The 17,943-nt window shown below is 60.4% G+C and carries 15 protein-coding genes and 1 pseudogene; 13 read left to right on the top strand and 3 right to left on the bottom strand.

Translation table 11 applies throughout. The features are described from left to right. Nucleotides 1–22 precede the first annotated feature (22 nt). The 4 genes from M0412_RS23020 (at nt 23) to M0412_RS23005 (ending at nt 6,521) form a co-directional block, all read left to right on the top strand. Complete coding sequence (locus M0412_RS23020) at nt 23–1,090, top strand: LLM class flavin-dependent oxidoreductase (protein ID WP_269702849.1); 1,068 nt, start codon at nt 23–25, stop codon at nt 1,088–1,090. A 10-nt stretch (nt 1,091–1,100) separates the two neighbouring features. After that, on the top strand, nt 1,101–4,484 hold the full coding sequence (locus M0412_RS23015; protein WP_269702850.1) for an amino acid adenylation domain-containing protein: 3,384 nt from the start codon (nt 1,101–1,103) through the stop codon (nt 4,482–4,484). Continuing rightward, nucleotides 4,438–5,868 (top strand): MATE family efflux transporter, encoded by a 1,431-nt coding sequence (locus M0412_RS23010; RefSeq protein WP_371338336.1) that lies wholly within the window; start codon nt 4,438–4,440, stop codon nt 5,866–5,868. The genes M0412_RS23015 and M0412_RS23010 overlap by 47 nt, the downstream gene beginning before the upstream one ends. A gap of 131 nt (nt 5,869–5,999) precedes the next feature. Then, a complete protein-coding gene (locus tag M0412_RS23005; RefSeq protein WP_065662646.1) occupies nt 6,000–6,521 on the top strand; it encodes an Rrf2 family transcriptional regulator in 522 nt (173 codons plus the stop codon). Nucleotides 6,522–6,553: 32 nt separating this feature from the next. On the opposite strand, the gene panD is transcribed toward M0412_RS23005, so the two are convergent. Further along, on the bottom strand, nt 6,554–7,021 hold the full coding sequence (gene panD / locus M0412_RS23000; RefSeq protein ID WP_110760109.1) for an aspartate 1-decarboxylase: 468 nt from the start codon (nt 7,019–7,021) through the stop codon (nt 6,554–6,556). A 23-nt stretch (nt 7,022–7,044) separates the two neighbouring features. After that, nucleotides 7,045–7,533, bottom strand: a complete 489-nt coding sequence (locus M0412_RS22995; RefSeq protein WP_269702976.1) for an Rrf2 family transcriptional regulator — start codon at nt 7,531–7,533, stop codon at nt 7,045–7,047. A gap of 198 nt (nt 7,534–7,731) precedes the next feature. Between M0412_RS22995 and M0412_RS22990 the strand changes: the two are divergent. Beyond that, nucleotides 7,732–7,833 (top strand): annotated as a pseudogene (locus M0412_RS22990) (ABC transporter permease); the annotation flags it as partial. Between the two features lie 117 nt (nt 7,834–7,950). Here M0412_RS22990 and M0412_RS22985 read toward each other — a convergent pair. Then, nucleotides 7,951–8,862: a 2-dehydro-3-deoxygalactonokinase gene (locus tag M0412_RS22985; protein ID WP_269702857.1), complete on the bottom strand. Its 912-nt coding sequence runs from the start codon at nt 8,860–8,862 to the stop codon at nt 7,951–7,953. 115 nt (nt 8,863–8,977) lie between these two features. Between M0412_RS22985 and M0412_RS22980 the strand changes: the two genes are divergently transcribed. The 8 genes from M0412_RS22980 (at nt 8,978) to M0412_RS22945 (ending at nt 17,941) form a co-directional block, all read left to right on the top strand. Then, nucleotides 8,978–9,886 (top strand): dihydrodipicolinate synthase family protein, encoded by a 909-nt coding sequence (locus M0412_RS22980; RefSeq protein WP_269702859.1) that lies wholly within the window; start codon nt 8,978–8,980, stop codon nt 9,884–9,886. Further along, nucleotides 9,883–11,049, top strand: a complete 1,167-nt coding sequence (locus tag M0412_RS22975) for a mandelate racemase/muconate lactonizing enzyme family protein (RefSeq protein ID WP_269702861.1) — start codon at nt 9,883–9,885, stop codon at nt 11,047–11,049. Before M0412_RS22980 ends, M0412_RS22975 begins: the two co-directional genes overlap by 4 nt. A gap of 24 nt (nt 11,050–11,073) precedes the next feature. Then, entirely contained in the window at nt 11,074–12,345 is a 1,272-nt protein-coding gene (locus M0412_RS22970) for a sugar ABC transporter substrate-binding protein (RefSeq protein ID WP_065116468.1), read from the top strand. A gap of 84 nt (nt 12,346–12,429) precedes the next feature. Further along, nucleotides 12,430–13,356, top strand: coding sequence for a carbohydrate ABC transporter permease (locus M0412_RS22965; protein ID WP_269702865.1), 927 nt, complete (start codon nt 12,430–12,432; stop codon nt 13,354–13,356). A 10-nt stretch (nt 13,357–13,366) separates the two neighbouring features. Continuing rightward, complete coding sequence (locus M0412_RS22960) at nt 13,367–14,197, top strand: carbohydrate ABC transporter permease (RefSeq protein ID WP_046800465.1); 831 nt, start codon at nt 13,367–13,369, stop codon at nt 14,195–14,197. A 2-nt stretch (nt 14,198–14,199) separates the two neighbouring features. Further along, complete coding sequence (locus M0412_RS22955) at nt 14,200–15,282, top strand: ABC transporter ATP-binding protein (protein WP_142859518.1); 1,083 nt, start codon at nt 14,200–14,202, stop codon at nt 15,280–15,282. Beyond that, nucleotides 15,279–16,262, top strand: coding sequence for an NAD(P)-dependent oxidoreductase (locus M0412_RS22950; protein WP_269702876.1), 984 nt, complete (start codon nt 15,279–15,281; stop codon nt 16,260–16,262). The genes M0412_RS22955 and M0412_RS22950 overlap by 4 nt, the downstream gene beginning before the upstream one ends. Beyond that, entirely contained in the window at nt 16,259–17,941 is a 1,683-nt protein-coding gene (locus tag M0412_RS22945) for an SMP-30/gluconolactonase/LRE family protein (RefSeq protein WP_065116464.1), read from the top strand. The genes M0412_RS22950 and M0412_RS22945 overlap by 4 nt, the downstream gene beginning before the upstream one ends. Nucleotides 17,942–17,943: the final 2 nt, after the last annotated feature.

Here is a 17,943-nt window from a genome sequence, read left to right as displayed (position 1 = left end):
ACACACAATCGGGATCATTCTGATGAAATTCAGCCTTTTTTATTTTGACGGTGACGGGTCGCGTCCGGGTCAGGAAAACTACCGCCTGTTGATGGACAGCGCGCAGTTTGCGGATGCGAATGACCTGGAGGCACTGTGGGTGCCGGAACGGCATTTCCACGCATTTGGGGGCCTCTACCCCAATCCCTCGATCGTCAGTGCCGCATTGGCGATGGTCACGCGCAAGGTACAGCTGAGGGCCGGCAGCGTCGTTGCCGCCCTGCATCATCCTGCCCGCGTGGCGGAGGAATGGGCGGTCGTCGACAATCTGTCCGGCGGCAGGGCAGGCATCGCGATAGCGGCCGGCTGGACGAAAGACGAATTCGTCTTCTCGAAGGAACCGCACGGGAACCGCCGCAGCACCATGTGGCGCTCTTATGAGCAGATCAGCCGTCTTCTCGCCGGTGAGGCGGTCGCATTCGAGGATGCGGACGGTAACATCGTTGACGCAAAAACCCTGCCGCGGCCCGTGCAGTCGCGCATCCCCTTCTGGGTTGCATGCCAGTCCACGGAGACTTTCATCGAAGCAGGCCGCCGCGGCCTCAATGTTCTGACGGCCCTGCTTGGTGAGACGACGGAGTCGCTTGCGCCAAAGATCGAGGCCTACCGCAAGTCACGGGAAAAACATGGGCATGATCCGGCGGCGGGAACCGTCAGCATGATGGTCCACACATTTTTGGGCGATGATACCGGTAAGGTAAAATCAAATGTTTCCAAACCTTTCGGAGATTATCTTCGCACCCATTATCATCTTCTCGAAGGCCTTGGGCGGAGCATGGGTGTCGACATTACGCTCGATAATTTCAGCGATGACGACCTCGACAGCCTGATCGAGTTCGGCATCGAGGGTTTCATGAAAGGCAGGTCGCTGATCGGCACGCCGGAAAGCTGCCAGTCGACGGTGGATACATTGGCGGAAATGGGCGTCGATGAAATCGCCTGCTTGATCGATTTCGTTCAGGATTACGACCTCGTCATGGGCAGCCTGCCATTTCTGCTGAAACTCGTGGAAGCGAACCGCCCGCCGGTTCGTGTTGCCAGAGCGGTCTGAAGGATTTGCGATGATGTCGAATGCCGAGACGATTGCTCTATTGCGTAACCGCATCGCAAATCTTGACCCGGAGCAGCGGGCACGGCTGCGCTCGCAGCTTGAATCACGTGGCATGTCCTGGCAGGATGTTGCTCCCGACGACGGCGCTACCGGGGCTGCCGGGCGATTGCCGCTGACGTCATCGCAGATGCATTTCTGGCTGCAGCAGAAGATCTACCCTGATAGTTCGGCCTATGTCATTCCGTTCAGGTGGCATATTGATGGCCCGCTGGACCATGACGCCATCATCCGCACGCTTCAAATTCTCGTCGCGCGGCACGAGCCGTTGCGCACGGCGTTTCCGCTCGAAGAAGGAAGGCCGTGGCAGCAGGTTCACGGCAGTATGGCGCCCGAACTGGTCGTTTCCGATTGCCGGAACATGTCTGCTTCCGATTGTGACGATGCGATAGGCCGGATCGCCCGCACCCCTTTCGATTTGTCCAAGGCGCCGCTGATGCGCACGCATCTGCTGCAGCTTGGAGAAAACGAGCATATTCTTGTGTTCGTCTTTCATCATACGGTTGCCGACGGATGGTCGCGCGGCATTCTCATGCGTGAATTTTCGTTGTGTTACGCTGCTGTGGCGAACGGTCAGGAACCGGCCCTCGATCCCTTGCCGCAATCCTATGGCGACTTTGTCCGCGCGAGGCAAAAATGGTCCGGCACAAAGGATTACGAGCGGCAAAAACAATACTGGGTCAACCGGCTGCAAAATCTCGAGCCGCAGGAGTTTCCGGCCGACTATCCCCGCCACGAAACGGCTGACATGGCCAGCGAAACGCTGGTGAAGGAGATTTCGCAGGATCTGATGGCGGAAGTGTCTGCTCTGGCCGCCAGGCTCGGTACGACGACCTTTGTGGTGTTTGCCGCCGTTTTCCAGCTTTTGCACCATCGCTATACCGGTCGCCGTGACCTTGCCGTATGCGTCCCCGTTGCCGGTCGGAGCGATCCCGATTTGGCAGGATTGATTGGCCTGTTCACCAATACGATCGTGTTGCGCAATGATCTCAGCCCGGCCATGTCATTCCGGGACTGGGCGAGACGCATACAGGAAGATTTCGCCAACGCGCTGGAACATCAGGACTATCCCTTTGCGGAGTTGATGGATGTGCTGGGCAGCAACCGCGAAGGGGTGGAAAATTCGCCATTCCAGATTTCCTTTCAGGTCCAGACCCAGGGCTACAGGCAGCAGAATGCGCAGGGCTTCGATCTGGGCAATGCCAGCCTGCGGGTGAGGCAGGAAGCGATACCGGTCGCGGAAGCAAAGCTCGACATGAGCTGGATGATCATGGAGCGCGCATCGGGCGCGCTCGTCACCGTCGAGTATCGGTCCGGCCGATTCGAGGCGGTGCGAATGGAGCGGCAGCTGGAGCATTTTGAAAACCTGCTGCGGTCGGTCGTTGCTTCCCCCGACGCGCTTTTACCGACCTTCGAATATATCTCCGTCGGCGAGCGTGAGGGTCTTCTGTCGGCGGGCGCGCTCGTGGCGCGGCCTCTCCCGGTCAAGGGGGTGCACGACATGATAAGCGGTGCGGCACGTCTCCATCCCGAAAAGATTGCCATTGAATGCCTGGACAGGAGCTGGACATATAGTCAGCTCGAAGAGGCGTCGAATAATCTCGCAAGAGCGCTTCTGACACTGGACCGGCCAGTGAAACCGGGAATGCGCGTGGCGGTTTCGCTGCCGGGGCAGGCGAGCTGCATCATATCTTTCCTTGCGATCATAAAGGCCGGCGCGGTCTATGTTCCGATCGATCCGCGCCACCCGGCAGACAGGATCGGTTACGTGCTGGAGGATGCCGCAGCGGTTCTGGTGCTGACTGACAATGCGGGGCTTTTCCCTGGCATTGCCTGCATCGATCCTGTTCATCATCTTGAAGATCAGCCGGATGCCCGGCTTCCGGCGATGCCTGATAACAGTGACATCTATATTCTCTACACAAGCGGCAGCACGGGGCGACCCAAGGGAGTGCCGATTACGCATACGGGCCTGCTCAATCAGTTCCAGTCCATGGCGCGCCACCCCGGTATAGGGGCTGGAGATCGGATGCTCTCGGTGACGACGCCGGCATTCGACATCTCCGTTCTGGAAATGCTCTGGCCATTGAGCGTCGGCGCCACGGCCGTCATGCGCGAACCGGACCTTTTGCTTCAACCCGAGAAGCTGGGAAGGACAATCGGCGAATATGATATTTCGCATTTTCAGGCGACCCCCGCCACATGGAGAATGCTGCTGGACAGCGGCTGGGAAGGAAAAAAATCCCTCACCGGACTATGCGGTGGCGAAGCTCTCGATGCCCAGCTTGCCGGCCGGCTCATCCAAAAGATCGGTTCTCTCTGGAATGTCTATGGCCCGACCGAGACGACGATCTGGGCTGGTGCATTGCTGGTGGAGGAGGCACATTCCAGAAGCGGCAAGGTGCCGATCGGTGGCCGTCTGGATAACACCTCCTTCCTCGTCCTCGACGCCTATATGGATCCCGTTCCCGAAGGCGTGCCGGGAGAGCTGCACATTGGTGGCATAAGCCTCAGCCGTGGCTACTGGGACCGGCCGGCGCTTGCGGCCGAAAAATTCGTTCCCGATCCCTATGACCGGACATTGACGCCGGGCTCCCGCCTTTACAAAACAGGTGACCTTGTCGTGCGCAGGCCGGACGGCAATCTGGAATTCGTCGGACGAACCGACTTCCAGATCAAATTGCGCGGCTATCGCATCGAGGTTGGAGAAATCGAGAGCCTGCTTCAGGAAGAAGAGGGGGTCGATCAGGTTCTGGTTCTGCTCGATGCGAACAGGGAGCAGCTTCTGGCCTATGTTCTCCTTGAGGATCGCTCCGGCAAGGTCGACAAGGGTGCCATGGGTATCCGGCTCAGCAGGGCGCTTTCGGCTCGGTTGCCGCGTTACATGGTGCCGTCGCATTTCATTCTTCTGGAAGAGTTTCCCATGAATGCGAATGGCAAAGTGGATCGCAAGCGTCTGCCGCTGCCGGATCGCTCTGAAAGGGCGGTTTCCGAAATCAGTTCTCCGGGAAACCGGGTCGAACAGGCATTGCACGCCGTCTGGCAGCAGATGCTGAAGCGCGAGGATATTGGCGTCAGCGACAATTTTTTCGAGCTGGGAGGCGATTCCCTGCTGATCGTCGCCATGCCCGCGAGGGTTCGCGATGCGCTTGGCATCGAGCTGGAAGTCACGGATTTCTTCCGTTTTCCGACACTGCAAACGCTCGCTGGCCACATAATCGATCTGCAGCACGGCAAAGCCGAGCCATCGGAGAGTGGACGGGGGCGAAGCGACACCAGGGTACAGGGGCGTGAACGGCAATTGCAGCGGCGCATCAGGTCAGGCAATTTCGCCTGACCTGTCCATGAAGCCGATCAGGATAACAGCCATGGAACAGGGCGCCGCAACCGCCGGGACAGAAGACATCAACACGCATGGAAAGCACACCTTATTCCAGCTGAGCTTTCCGCTCCTGCTTCATTCGCTGCTGAGCTTCTTCGTCAATCTGGCCGATACGGCGATCATAAGTGCCTATTCCGCAGAAGCCGCAGCCGCCGTTGCTGTCGCCAAACAGGTTCTGCTGATAGCGTTTGAATTATCCGGACTTATCGGCATCGGCGCCGTCATCGTCATTTCCCGGCACCTTGGCCGGGGTGAGGTGGAGGCGGCGCGGCAGGTGGTTGCGGTCGCGCTTTTGACCAACACGATCGTTGGTCTTGCGCTTGGGCTGTCATTGATCGTTGCGGGACCCCTCGTGCTTGAGCAACTGGCGGGTTCGACGTCGCTGAGTGCTGAAGCTGGCCTCTATCTAAACATCGTCGCGGTTGCCATGATCTTTAACGGCTTCATTGCTGCCGGTCTGGCCTGCCTGCGCGCATTCGGTCACAGCAGGCTGATCCTGGCATTCGGGGTGGGGGTATCGGCCTTTTATCTCATTGCTGAATGGGTTCTCATTCTGGGAGCCGGGCCTCTGCCGGGCATGGGCGTGACGGGCGCGGCAATCGGCACCCTGAGCGTTCGCCTGCTGACCGCTGCCGTTCTGACACCGGTTCTGGTGCGCAAGCTCGGGCTGCGTTTTTCGCTTGCAGATACGATTGCGCGTCTGGCGATGGCCCGGCGGATGATCGCAATCGCTTTGCCGAGCGTGACCGATTACATCGCCTACAGTTTTTACCAGATCATTCTTCTGGGGCTGGTCGCCAGATTCGGCGTCGAGGCCGTGCTGGGGCGCACTTACACGATGCTTGCCATGGCTTTTCTGATCGTTGTCGTCATGGCAATCAGTCAGGGCAACGAAGTTCTGATCGGTTACCGGTTTGGCGAACGCAAGCTTGACGCGGCGACCCGTCAGGCTCTCAGGTCGGCAAGCATCGCTGCAGCCGCAACAACCGGGCTTGCCACGCTGATCTGGCTCGCCTCGGTTCCCTATACCCGGTTGTTTACCGACAACCCGGCGATCATCGAATTGGTCGGCAGCCTGCTGTTTCTGACGATATTCATTCAGCCCGGATTTGCATTCAACACGATCCTGTTTCAATCGCTGCGGGCTGTCGGAGATGTCCGCTGGCCGGTTTTGGTCAGCCTGACCGTGACATGGGGGCTCGGCCTTCCTATGGCCTGGTTTTTCTGCTCGTTCCTCGATCTCGGAGTGACGGGCGTATGGTGGGCGCTGATTATCGAGGAAACCATAAAGGGCGGCCTGTTCCTGCAGCGCTGGCTCGCGCGCGAGGTAAGGCAATAGGGGCAGGATCATCCATACGGCATGCCGGAGGCCGGCTTATATCCCTGGAACAATTGAACGGAGCGATATAACACGGTAGTGTGAGAACCGGATCGACGATCCCCAACTCGTCATGAGGACGTTCATAAACGATGCATCTGAAACGGCAGACTGAAATCGCCTTTGGCATACTTGCAGTATGCGCGCGACAGGGGAACGAAATCGTATCGGTTCAAAAGGTCTCGCAGGAAATCGGTTCTACGAAAGACCACACCTATCAGGTTGTCGCCCTGCTGGCGCGAAACGGTCTGCTGCTGAGCGAACGAGGCCCCGGTGGCGGCCTTAAACTGGCAAGGGAGCCGGAGGCAGTGAAGCTGACCGAGGTGCTGCGGCTGATACAGCCCGAATTGCTCGGGGAAGGCGCAGATAACCTCTCATCGCCCCAGTCGGACGCCGAAGCATTGCTTGGCCGTATCGTCTCCACGACATCGTCTTTTTTTGCCCGCCTTCTCGATCGCTTCACGGTTGCCGATCTGATTGCTCCTGACAGTAATCTCCGTGTCAGTTGTCTGGATTGCGGCCTGATGGCGTCCCGCCACCAGGCAACGATCTCCATGACAGATGATGACCAGCCTCAGCCTCTGGTCGCCAGACAGTCCGGCTATCGCAGCTAGTCGCGCCAGCCGGTTAAGGCCGGCGCATTTTTTCAGGCTATGGCTCGATCTGCCACGTCCTCGTCTTCCATATCGGTGTTTTGCCCATTGGGCAGGGTTTCGATAAAGAAGTCGAAGGGACGACGTGCCGTTTCCTTGACGCGATAGCGCAGAACATCCTTGACGTCGTTTTTCGGCGTGAATGTGAGGACCATGGGCGCGGTGTCATAAAGCGCGCTCTCCTGAACGTAAGACGACGAGCATATGATGACCTGATCGCCACGCTGGCAGGTGCGTGCTGCCGCACCATTCAGAATGCAGCATTTTGATCCTGCCTCGCCGAAAATCACATATGTCGAAATTCTGGCGCCGCTTTGCTTGTTCCAGATATCAACGAATTCAAGAGGCCTGATACCTGCGAGGTCGCAATGCTCGGGATCCAGAGTGATCGACCCGTGATAATCAAGATCGGCTCCCGTTACGGTGATGCCGTGTAACTTGGCTCTGACGATGCGTATCAAATGCAACTCTCCTCAACATGATTTCAGATTGTCGCATTCAACCGGCTTACAGCTTCGGTTTCTCCCGCAGATGGCGCTGGCAGCGTCATTCGTCGGCTGCGACACTTTGAACTGCCGATCTTCGTCGGGGTGACATCGGTTATCTTGCAGGTGTCCGCCAGTTCGATGAAATAGTCGGAGGTTGCCTCCGCCAGCATGTGGAAAATGCCTGCCGTGCCGGAAGGATTGGCATTGCGTGTGCGCGGCCGCCTGACAATCGTCGGCTGTGTCGCCCGCAGGATCATGCCCACGGAAAGACTTTCGGGATCCACATTGAGAACGATGCCGCCGGTCCGTCCGCGCCTGCTTTGCAGCAGCCCGTTTCTGACCAGAATTGCGACCACCCTTGCGGCGTGATCTTTTGTGACCCCAAGCCGATGAGCAAGCTTTCGCGTCGTATGGGCTTCCTCTGTTTCGTGTACGAAGTTCGTCAGAATGCCGATGGCGATTTCAGATTCCCTGGTCAGATACATCACATGGTTCTCCTCACACCGAGAGACAGGACGTTCAAATTCTCTCTCGTTGTTTAGACGAGCAGGATTTGCTCTTTAGGACCCTGTCATAAAAAAATATTGCGTCGGAGGGCGGTATCGGGAAATGGCGGATGGAATTCCGAGCAACCGGATCGTCCGCGTTGCGGGCGGTTTGCGGTGAAAACTTTGGTGGCCCGCATTCCCGCCGTCTTCGGTCTCATCATCGACCTTATTCTCGATATTGCCGAGAAGAGGCTGATCACCTGGCGGCCGAATGCGGGTGAAGAACGACCTGCCTGAGGTCTGGCTTGTGCTGATACCAAAACGAGGCGGCTTATGGGCCGCCTCGTTTCATGAAAGGAACAGGCTCTGCCTGAACCCTGATCTGTCGGAATTGCACCCGACGATGGTCGGCGCTCAGGAAAGCGTCTGCTTGAGGACGGCGAGCGCCCCTTTTGTCAGGATGTCGTCCGCGCCGATCGATGTCCTGAGCCCGAATACATCTGCGGCAACCAGATAGAGATCGTTCAGCCCGTCATTGCCGACGATAGCTGCCTCGTCTCCCTCCGCATACCATCCGGCATCGCGGGCCTGCCGAAACTCCTGGCCGATGACCAGTCCCCGCACATAGGAGCGCAGCTGATCCGGCGAAAGCCGGCCGGCAAGCCCGCCGGTTCGCGCTGAAAACAGCAGCGACAGCATGGCGGCGGATCGTTTTGCCTCTTTCAGACCCCAGCGATAGGCCTCGGGATCATCGACCGGCGGCTGCGTTGAACCGCGCGCGATGAAGGAATGATTGATGAGCAGGTTGAAGATTTCACCGGTCACGAATGTCTGGAAACCGTCGATCCGCCCCGCCTTCACCCGCGCCCATTTGCTGTGGGTTCCGGGAATGATGAGGGTGGCGTCTTCGCCAAGGCCGTGGCCGACGATCTGGGTTTCTTCGCCGCGCATCACATCCGGAAAGGGCTGGCGGGCGGGGTCGTTGAGACCCGGCAGGAAGACGAGGTCGGAGCCGTTCGGCAGCGTCCTGCGCACCGTGCCGGCGGCAAGTTCCGCCGGGCCTGCCGGGCACGGCACGTAAGCGACTTCAACCCAGCCGTTGCGGCTGGTGATCATGCCGAGTGCGGCGACGGGCAAGGCCCCGTGGCGCGAGAACCAGGGTGCGAGTGCAGCCATCAGCGCCGCCTCATGCTCACCCTTGCCAAGGCTCGAAATACCGTCGGCGGTTTCCAGATGAGCGAGTTCTTCGCCGCCTTCACCAACGAGCGCCGCCCTCAGTGATGTCGTTCCCCAATCAACGATGATCGATGTCGCCGCTGCTGCCATGTCTTGAACCTCCTCGTTCATTTCATCTTGGGGCTTGTCATAGGGCGCGAGTCTATGTAGTGTCAATTAGTGAGTTCAAGGTATCAAAATATGATACTTAATTGGGAGGAGAAAGATGGTGGCTGGCCTCAAGGGGATTTTGCCTGTTCTGCCCACGCCGTTTCTGGCTGATGGTGGCGTTGACGAAGCGGGTATGAAGCGGCTGGTGGTCTTTGCGCTCGACAAGGGCGTGGATGGTGTCGTGTTTCCCGGTTTCGCCAGCGAGGTGGAGGCTTTGAATGCCGCCGAGCGCGCAACGCTGCTGAAGATCGTCGTGGATGCGGTGGCCGGTCGGGTGCCTGTTGTGGCCGGCGCCAGTGCGGCCGACTGGCGTGAGGTGGTCGAGCACGGGCGGGCGGCATCGGCGCTCGGCATTCGCCACCTGATGGTGCAGCCGCCCAAATCGGTCGGCACGGATGCGCCGGCGCTGATCGAATTCCTCGGCCGGATCGTCGAGGCGCTGCCCGAGGTTGAAATCATCCTGCAGAACGCGCCTGCGCCGCGCGGCTCCGACCTTTCGCCGCAGGCAATCGTGGAGATCGTGCGCGCCTTGCCGCAGGTGGCCTATGTCAAGGAAGAAACGCTTCCCGCCGGCCCGGCCATCAGCCACATCATCGCCCATGCGCCTTCGACACTGAAGGGCGTCATCGGTGGCGGCGGCGCGCGTTACATTCTCGACGAATATGCCCGGGGTGCTACGGCGGCCATGCCGGCGCTGGAGATCGCCGAAGAACATGTGGCCATCGACCGGGCGCTTGTTGCCGGGCGGCAGGAAGAGGCTCGCCGGATCTATGTCCGCACCCTGCCGCTTCTGGTGTTGCAGGCGGTCTATCGCATGCGGCTGACCAAATATGTACTCGCCCGTCGCGGCGTGATCGAAGGTGTCGGTGTGCGTGCACCGACACCCGAGCTTGATGCGGCGGCCATTGCCGATATTGACGCCAATCTGGTCGAACTCGGCCTTGTTGCTGCGGAGGCCGCATGAACAGCCCCATCGCAACCGTCGAAGTCTTCACGCTGACCCAGCCGCGCATGGTGCCCTATCTTGGCGCACTCAGGGAAGGCGAGGTGGTCAATCCCAACGGCTACATCGTGCGCAAGGGTAATCGCACGGTCTACCCCACCTTCGACCGCAGCGTGCTGGTGCGCATGACGACCGAGGCCGGCACCGTCGGCTGGGGCGAGACCTATGGCATCGTCGCCCCCGGCGCGGTCGCCGCCCTCATCAATGATCTTCTCGCCGGTTTCGTGATCGGCCGCAATGCGTCCGATCCTTCGGCTGTTTATGACGACCTCTACGACATGATGCGGGTGCGCGGTTATACCGGCGGCTTTTACGTCGATGCGCTCGCCGCGCTCGATATTGCGCTCTGGGATATTGCCGGGCAGGAAGCCGGAAAATCGGTTCGCGACCTTCTCGGCGGCGGGGTAGATACGTTTCCGGCCTATGTTTCCGGCCTGCCTGAAAGGACGTTGAAGGCGCGCGGGGAACTGGCGAAATACTGGCAGGATCGCGGTTTCAACGCCTTCAAATTCGCAACGCCGGTGGCCGATGACGGCCCGGCGGCGGAAATTGCCAATCTCCGGCAGGTGCTTGGGCCCCAGGCGAAGATCGCCGCAGACATGCACTGGAACCAGACGCCGGAACGGGCGCTGGAGCTGATTGCCGAAATGCAGCCCTTCGACCCGTGGTTCGCCGAAGCACCCGTCTGGACGGAGGACATTGCCGGTCTGGAGAAGGTTTCGAAGAATACCGACGTGCCGATTGCCGTCGGTGAGGAATGGCGCACCCATTGGGATATGCGCGCCCGCATCGAACGCTGCCGCATCGCGATCGTGCAGCCGGAAATGGGCCATAAGGGCATCACCAATTTCATCCGCATCGGTGCCCTTGCCGCCGAACACGGCATTGACGTGATCCCGCACGCCACCGTTGGCGCCGGTATCTTCCTTGCCGCCAGCCTGCAGGCGTCGTCGACATTGTCGATGCTGAAGGGACACGAATTCCAGCACTCGATCTTCGAGCCGAACCGCCGCCTGCTGGAAGGCGACATGGATTGCCGCGAAGGCAGGTATCACCTGCCGTCCGGACCGGGACTTGGGGTAAGACCGTCGGAGGCGGCGCTCGGTCTGATTGAACGTATCTGATTTGGTTTTTTGGAGGAGGAAACCATGACCAAAAGAATGAAAAAGCTGGCGCTCAGCACCGCGACCGCCGTCTTGATGACCATGGGCGCTGTTGCGCCCGCCATGGCTGATACCGTGCTGAAGTTCATTTCCTGGCAGACCGACGATGCCGGAACGGGCGAATGGTGGCATTCCGCCATCGCCGCCTTCGAGAAACAGCATCCGGGGGTGAAGATTGAATTCACCAAGGCGGAGCGCAGTTCCTACGCGGATACGATGACCACGCTTTTCGCCGCCAACCAGCCGCCGCAGATCGTACATCTGGCGTCCTTCGAATTCCAGATGTTTGCCGATAGCGGCTGGCTGGAACCGCTCGACCCGTGGCTGAAGAAGGATGGCATCGACATGACCGGCTGGGCTGGCCAGCAGAAATGCGAATGGAACGGCGAAACCGTCTGTATCATGACCAACTATTTCGGTTTCGTCATGGCCTATAACAAGAAGCTGCTGGAAGAAGCGGGCGTCGCGGTTCCGAAGACCTATGACGAGTTTCTGGCCGCTGCAAAAGCCACGACCAAGGATCTGAACGGCGACGGCATCATCGACCAGTTCGGCACCGGCCACGAAACCAAGGGTGGTCCGGGGCAATATCTGACGGAAATGCTGAACTACATCATCGATGCCGGCGCCTACTGGACTGACAAGGATGGCAACATCACCATCGACACGCCCCAGATGGTCGAGGGCCTTTCGCGCTGGAAAACCGTGATGAAGAGCGGCATCAGCCCGGTCGACATGAGCGCCAGCGACGTGCGCAAGCTGTTTGCCGATGGCAAGATGGCCATGCGGCTCGATGGACCGTGGCTTTATGGCACGACTGAAAAGGGTTCGGCCAAGAGTGACATCGTTTATGTCGCGCCGCCGCTTCATCCGCCGCTTGGCGGCTCGTCCAACGTGCTGGCCATGCCGGCCGATATTCCCGACGACCAGAAGGCATTGGTCTGGGATTTCATCAAGCTGACGATGACGCCGGAATTCCAGCGCAGTTACGCCACCCTTGGCGGCAACACCCCGCCAAGCCCGAAGGCGGATGTCTCGGGTGTTGAAAAGACCATCCCGCATTTTCCGGTGCTGATCGAAACAATGAAGGCCGCGTCGGAAGCCGGTATCGACCGCATTCCGACCGGGCTTGAGCTTTTCTACAACGAGTTCAGCAAGATGGTGATGGAAGAAAGCCAGCGGATGATCATTCAGGATCTCGATCCCGCGGAGGTGGCGAAAACCATGCAGGCAAAGGCCGAAGCCATCAAGGGTTGATCCCCCATTGTCCTGATCTTGTTGTCCTGCCATGGCCCCGTAAAGGGCCATGGCCATCATTCGCATCCGGCAGGAGGACCATCCATGACCGAACCCGTTCGGGCTGGGCGTCGCAAGTTCTTCGATCTTGCGCGTCCCAGCCGGCAACATCTCCTCGGCTATATTCTGATCGCGCCCGCGGTCCTGATGGTTGCCGCCATCATCGTCTGGCCGCTCGTGCTGGCCATCGACCTGTCGTTCCAGCAGGTCAAGATACCAAGGCTTGGCGGCGCCAGCCGGCCGTTTTCGCTGAGCAATTACACCTGGCTGTTCTCGTCGCCGGAATTCTGGCTGGCCTGCTGGGTAACGCTGAAACTGGTCGTGGTCGTTACCGCCGGCAGCGTCGCCGTCGGTCTCAGCACGGCGCTTCTCGCCAATAACCGTTTCAAGGGCCGCACCGTCGCGCGGCTGGGAATGGCGCTGCCCTGGGCGGTGCCGGAAATCATCGCGGTCGTCATCTTTGCGTGGATGTTCGACACTTCCTTCGGCCTGTTCGGCTGGCTGGCGATCAAGCTCGGTTTCACCGATCAGATGATCCCGTGGATCAGCAGTTCCACGGCCGCATTCTGGGCCGTGGCGATCACCATGGTTTGGAAGGGTTTTCCTTTCGTCTCGATCATGTGTCTGGCCGGCCTGCAGTCCATCCCCGCCGATTATTATGCGGCGGCCAAGGTCGATGGCGCGAGTGTGTGGCAGCGTTTCCGCTGGATCACCATGCCGCTTTTGATGCCGGTGCTGGGCGTGACGCTGGTGCTGACGCTGCTGTGGGTATTCCGCGACTTTTCCATCATCAAGGTTCTGACCGGCGGCGGGCCGCTGCGTTCAACCCAGACGCTGTCGATCATGACCTATGACCAGGCCTTCCAGTATCACAATTTCGGCCGTGCCGCCGCCGTCGGCGTGCTGACGCTGGTGATCTGCATCGTCGCGAGCCTCCTGATGCTCGGCCGGCGTTCGAAATCGATCTATTGAGGAGGCTTTGATGAAACGGACATTTTTACAGAGCCTTGCCCTTTACGCGACTGTGATCTTCACGCTGGTGATGATCCTGTTCCCGGTCTACTGGCTGCTGGTCACGGCACTTTCCACCACCGATGAGCTTTACCGCCTGCCGCCGACCTTCTGGCCGGACGATCCGCAATGGGACATCTTCGCCCGCGTCTGGGCGGCAAAACCGATCCTGCTGTGGCTTTGGAATTCGATGCTGGCGGCCATCGGCTCGGTGGCGCTGTCAATGCTGGTCTCGGTCAGCGCCGGTTACGCGCTGTCGCGTTATTCCATGCGGGGTGGCGCGACCATGGGCCTCTTCGTCCTGACGGCGAAGATGCTGCCCGCGACGCTGCTGGTCATTCCGCTGTTTTCGATCTTTTCCAGCTTCGGCCTGATCGGCAGCCTGTGGACGCTGGTTCTGGCGCATTCGACGATGATCATTCCTTTCGCCACATGGATGCTGAAAGGCTATTTCGACACCATTCCGAAGGAACTGGAACAGGCTGCCATGGTCGACGGCTGCTCGCCGATCGGCGCGATGGTGCGCGTCGTGCTTCCCATCGCCACGCCGGGGCTTGCCGCCACCGCACTTTATGCCTTCGTGCTCAGCTGGGCAGACTATGCCTATGCGCGCACCTTCCTCGTCAACTCGCCGGACAACTGGACGGCCAATCTCGGCATCACCACGATGCAGGGCGAATATGTCACCTACTGGAACGACATTTCCGCCGCATCCGTGTTCATCGCGCTGCCGATCATCGCAATCTACCTGTTCCTGGAACGTTATTTGGTCGGCGGCCTTACCGCTGGCGCGGAGAAATAAGCATGGCCAATATTTCCATTCGCAACGTCAGCAAGTCCTATGGCGCTCTCAACGTGCTCAGGCCGTTTTCGCTTGAGATCGAGAACGGCGAGTTCGTGGTGCTGGTCGGGCCTTCCGGCTGCGGCAAGTCGACGATGCTGAAAATCCTCGCCGGCCTCGAACCGGCAAGCGAAGGCCAGATCTTCATCGGCGACAACGAAGTGACGGATCTGGCGCCGGGTGACCGCGACATCGCCATGGTTTTCCAGAACTATGCGCTTTATCCGCACCTCACCGTTCGCCAGAATATCGGCTTCGGCCTGAAGATGCGCGGCACCGACAAGGCCGAGATCGACCGCCGGGTTGATGATGCGGCGCGCATTCTGGAAGTGACACCCTATCTCGATCGCAAACCCAAGGATCTCTCGGGCGGCCAGCGCCAACGCGTGGCACTCGGCCGTGCCATCGTGCGCCAGCCGCAGGCCTTCCTGATGGATGAGCCGCTGTCCAATCTCGATGCAAAGCTGCGCGTCCACATGCGTGCCGAAATCGGCGCATTACACAAGCGCATCGGTGTCACCACCGTTTATGTGACGCATGATCAGGTCGAGGCGATGACGATGGCGGACCGCGTCGTCATCATGCAGGGCGGCATCATCCAGCAGATTGCCGCACCCGACGAGCTTTTCAACAATCCGGCCAATCTTTTCGTTGCCGGTTTCATCGGCTCGCCGGGCATGAATTTCCTCAATGCGGAACTGCGTGACGGCACTGTTACCCTGTTTGGGCAACAGGTCTCCCTGCCGGGTGCCGTCGGCCGCCAGGGCGGCGTGATTGTCGGCCTGCGGCCGGAACATCTCGTTCTGGGCGATGCACCTGTTACCTTCGATGTCCGTCCGACGCTGGTGGAAAGCCTCGGATCGGAAAAATACGTCTATTTCGATGCGGAAGGCGCAAGGGTCGCGGATGGCGAGGAGGGCAAGTCCAAGGGGCTGATCGCGCGCGTCTCGCATACCGGCAGCCTTCCCGGCAATGAGGCGCTCCGGCTCGGTTTCGATCCGGCCCAGCTTTATCTCTTCGATGCAAAGACCGGAGCACGGCTATGATCCTCGTTACCGGATCGGCAGGCCGTGTCGGCCGTGCCGTTGTCGCCGCCTTGCGCGCACAGGGCCGCGCCGTTCGCGGTTTTGATTTGAGGCCATCGGCAACCGGCGGCGAGGAAGTCGTCGGGTCGCTGGAGGATGCGCAGGCATTATCCGAGGCTATCAGGGGCGTGAGTGCCGTCCTGCATCTGGGCGCCTTCATGTCATGGGCTCCGGCGGATCGCGACCGCATGTTCGCCGTCAATGTCGAGGGCACGCGCCGGCTTCTGGATGCGGCTTCGGCGGTTGGCGTGCGGCGGTTCGTCTTCGCTTCGTCGGGTGAGGTCTATCCGGAAAACCGGCCGGAGTTCCTGCCGGTCACCGAGGACCATCCGCTCTGCCCCAATTCGCCCTATGGGGTGACCAAGCTTATGGGCGAAGAGCTGGTGCGCTTTCACCAGCGAAGCGGCACCATGGAAACGGTGATCCTGCGGTTTTCGCATACGCAGGATGCGGCGGAACTGCTGGATGAAGAGAGTTTCTTTTCCGGTCCCCGCTTTTTCCTGCGGCCGCGCATTCGCCAGCAGCAGAATTTCGGAAACACCGCCATCGCCGAATTGCTCCAGTCCCGCGATATCGCTGAGCCGTCGCACATTCTGGCGCGCAATGAAAAAGGCCGGCCGTTCCGTATGCATATAACCGATACGCGCGACATGGTGGCGGGCATTCTGCTTGCTCTCGATCACCCAGAGGCGGCGGGCGGGACCTTCAATCTCGGTGCCGATGAACCGGCCGATTTCGCCGTGCTTCTGCCGAAAATTGCGGCGCTGACCGGCCTGCCCATCGTGACAGTCGATTTTCCCGGCGACGGCGTTTATTACCATACGTCCAACGAGCGGATCAGAAACACTTTGGGGTTTGAAGCGGAATGGACGATGGACCGGATGCTGGACGACGCGGCGGCCGCAAGGCGGCAGCGACTCGCGAAGGAGCAGAGGCAATGAAACCGGAGACGCCGGGCGGCACGGCGGCGCTGGCCAAGGGCCTGACCCTGCTCGACATGGTCGCCGATGCGCCGGAACCGTTGCGTTTTGCTGAGCTGCTGCGCGCCTCCGGTCTGCCGAAGCCGACATTCGCGCGCATCCTGCGCACCCTTATTGCTTATGGCCTCGTCCGTCAGGATGAGGCCCGTGGCACCTATGTGCTGGGCCAGCGTTTTCTGGAAATGTCCCATAAGGTCTGGGAGAGCTTCGATCTCGTCTCGGCGGCGACGCCGGAACTGGAGCGGCTGGCGGCTGAACTGGGTGAGACGGTTGCGCTGTGCCGGCTTGACGGCACCATGACGCAATATCTCGCCGAACGTTCGCCGAACGGTCTTTCGGTGCGCGTCGAGGTGGGACGCCGCGTGCCCCTGCATTGCACCGCACCGGGCAAGGCGCTGCTCGCCTTTCAGGACCCCGCCGTTGGCCGTGCGCTGCTGGATCGCCTGACGCTCGATCTGCAGACAGCCAAAACCATTACCAGCCTCGATGCGCTGCAGGCCGATCTGACGCTGACGCGGGCGCGGGGTTATTCGATTTCCTACGAGGAGCATCTGCCGGGCGTGAATTCGGTCGCCGCCCCTGTCATGGGCCGTGACAATACGCCGATGGGCGTGCTCGTTGCACTCGGGCCGTCGTCGCGGCTGGATTCCTCCAATATCCATCCCGCCGGGCGTGAATTGATTGCCGCAGCCCGCCGCATTACCGGGGCAGCCGGGGCCGTGGCGATCAGTTCGCGGCCACGCCCGCGTTCGGCAACGGGCCGCCCCAGCGCCGAACTCAGCTGCATTCTGCCTTGGGGTGCGCAGCTGGGGGAAAGCCCGGTCTGGCACGAGGGGGAAAACGCGCTCTACTGGGTGGATATCCTGCATCCGGCGGTGCACCGCTTCGATCCTGCCACCGGCCGCAACGAAACCTGCGAGACTGGCAAGCTGGTCAGCGCCGTCATTCCGGTCACCGGCGGGCGATTGCTGGTGGCGTCGCAGGATGGCGTCGAATGGCTGGATTTTGCCTCCGGCCGGCTGACACCCTTTGTCAGCCCGGAGGCGGGCATTGCCGATAACCGCCTGAACGATGCCAAATGCGGGCCGGATGGCGCGATCTGGGTCGGCTCGATGCGCATCGATGCTTCCAAGCCCACGGGTGCGCTTTATCGCATCAATGCCAATGGCGCATCCGAGCGCAAGGAAGGCGGCATCATCGTTTCCAACGGTCTCGGCTGGAGCCCGGATGGCAGGACGTTCTATTTCGTCGATACCGTGCCCGGCCTCATCCATGCCTATGATTGTGATCCGGCGACGGGCGCGCTGTCGCAGCGCCGCGAATTCGCCCGCATTCCGGTGGCCGATGGCCGGCCGGATGGTCTGGCCGTGGATGCCGAAGGCGGTGTCTGGTGCGCCATCTGGGATGGCTGGTGCGTGCGCCGTTATCTTCCGAACGGCAAGCTGGACCAGGTGATCGACATGCCGGTGCCGCGCCCTTCCAGCATCGCCTTTGGCGGGCCGGACCTGTCGACGCTGTTCATCACCAGCGCCCGCACGCGCCTGCCTGCCTCCACACTCGCCGACGCGCCGCTCTCCGGCGGCCTGTTTTCCTGCCGCCCGGGAATTGCCGGTGCGCGCATTTCGCTGTTTGAAGGATAAAG

The organism is Agrobacterium sp. O3.4 (assembly GCF_041414895.1).
GTDB lineage: Bacteria > Pseudomonadota > Alphaproteobacteria > Rhizobiales > Rhizobiaceae > Agrobacterium > Agrobacterium cucumeris.
Note: the sequence above shows the minus strand (reverse complement) of the source record. Positions and strands in the feature narration are given on the sequence as shown.

What these genes read in the sequence shown, in the direction of transcription:
- M0412_RS23020 (WP_269702849.1), top strand. Translation starts at nt 23, where the DNA reads ATGAAATTCAGCCTTTTTTATTTTGACGGTGACGGGTCGCGTCCGGGT.
- M0412_RS23015 (WP_269702850.1), top strand. Translation starts at nt 1,101, where the DNA reads ATGATGTCGAATGCCGAGACGATTGCTCTATTGCGTAACCGCATCGCA.
- M0412_RS23005 (WP_065662646.1), top strand. Translation starts at nt 6,000, where the DNA reads ATGCATCTGAAACGGCAGACTGAAATCGCCTTTGGCATACTTGCAGTA.
- M0412_RS22995 (WP_269702976.1), bottom strand. Translation starts at nt 7,533, where the DNA reads ATGTATCTGACCAGGGAATCTGAAATCGCCATCGGCATTCTGACGAAC.
- M0412_RS22985 (WP_269702857.1), bottom strand. Translation starts at nt 8,862, where the DNA reads ATGGCAGCAGCGGCGACATCGATCATCGTTGATTGGGGAACGACATCA.
- M0412_RS22980 (WP_269702859.1), top strand. Translation starts at nt 8,978, where the DNA reads ATGGTGGCTGGCCTCAAGGGGATTTTGCCTGTTCTGCCCACGCCGTTT.
- M0412_RS22975 (WP_269702861.1), top strand. Translation starts at nt 9,883, where the DNA reads ATGAACAGCCCCATCGCAACCGTCGAAGTCTTCACGCTGACCCAGCCG.
- M0412_RS22970 (WP_065116468.1), top strand. Translation starts at nt 11,074, where the DNA reads ATGACCAAAAGAATGAAAAAGCTGGCGCTCAGCACCGCGACCGCCGTC.
- M0412_RS22965 (WP_269702865.1), top strand. Translation starts at nt 12,430, where the DNA reads ATGACCGAACCCGTTCGGGCTGGGCGTCGCAAGTTCTTCGATCTTGCG.
- M0412_RS22960 (WP_046800465.1), top strand. Translation starts at nt 13,367, where the DNA reads ATGAAACGGACATTTTTACAGAGCCTTGCCCTTTACGCGACTGTGATC.
- M0412_RS22955 (WP_142859518.1), top strand. Translation starts at nt 14,200, where the DNA reads ATGGCCAATATTTCCATTCGCAACGTCAGCAAGTCCTATGGCGCTCTC.
- M0412_RS22950 (WP_269702876.1), top strand. Translation starts at nt 15,279, where the DNA reads ATGATCCTCGTTACCGGATCGGCAGGCCGTGTCGGCCGTGCCGTTGTC.
- M0412_RS22945 (WP_065116464.1), top strand. Translation starts at nt 16,259, where the DNA reads ATGAAACCGGAGACGCCGGGCGGCACGGCGGCGCTGGCCAAGGGCCTG.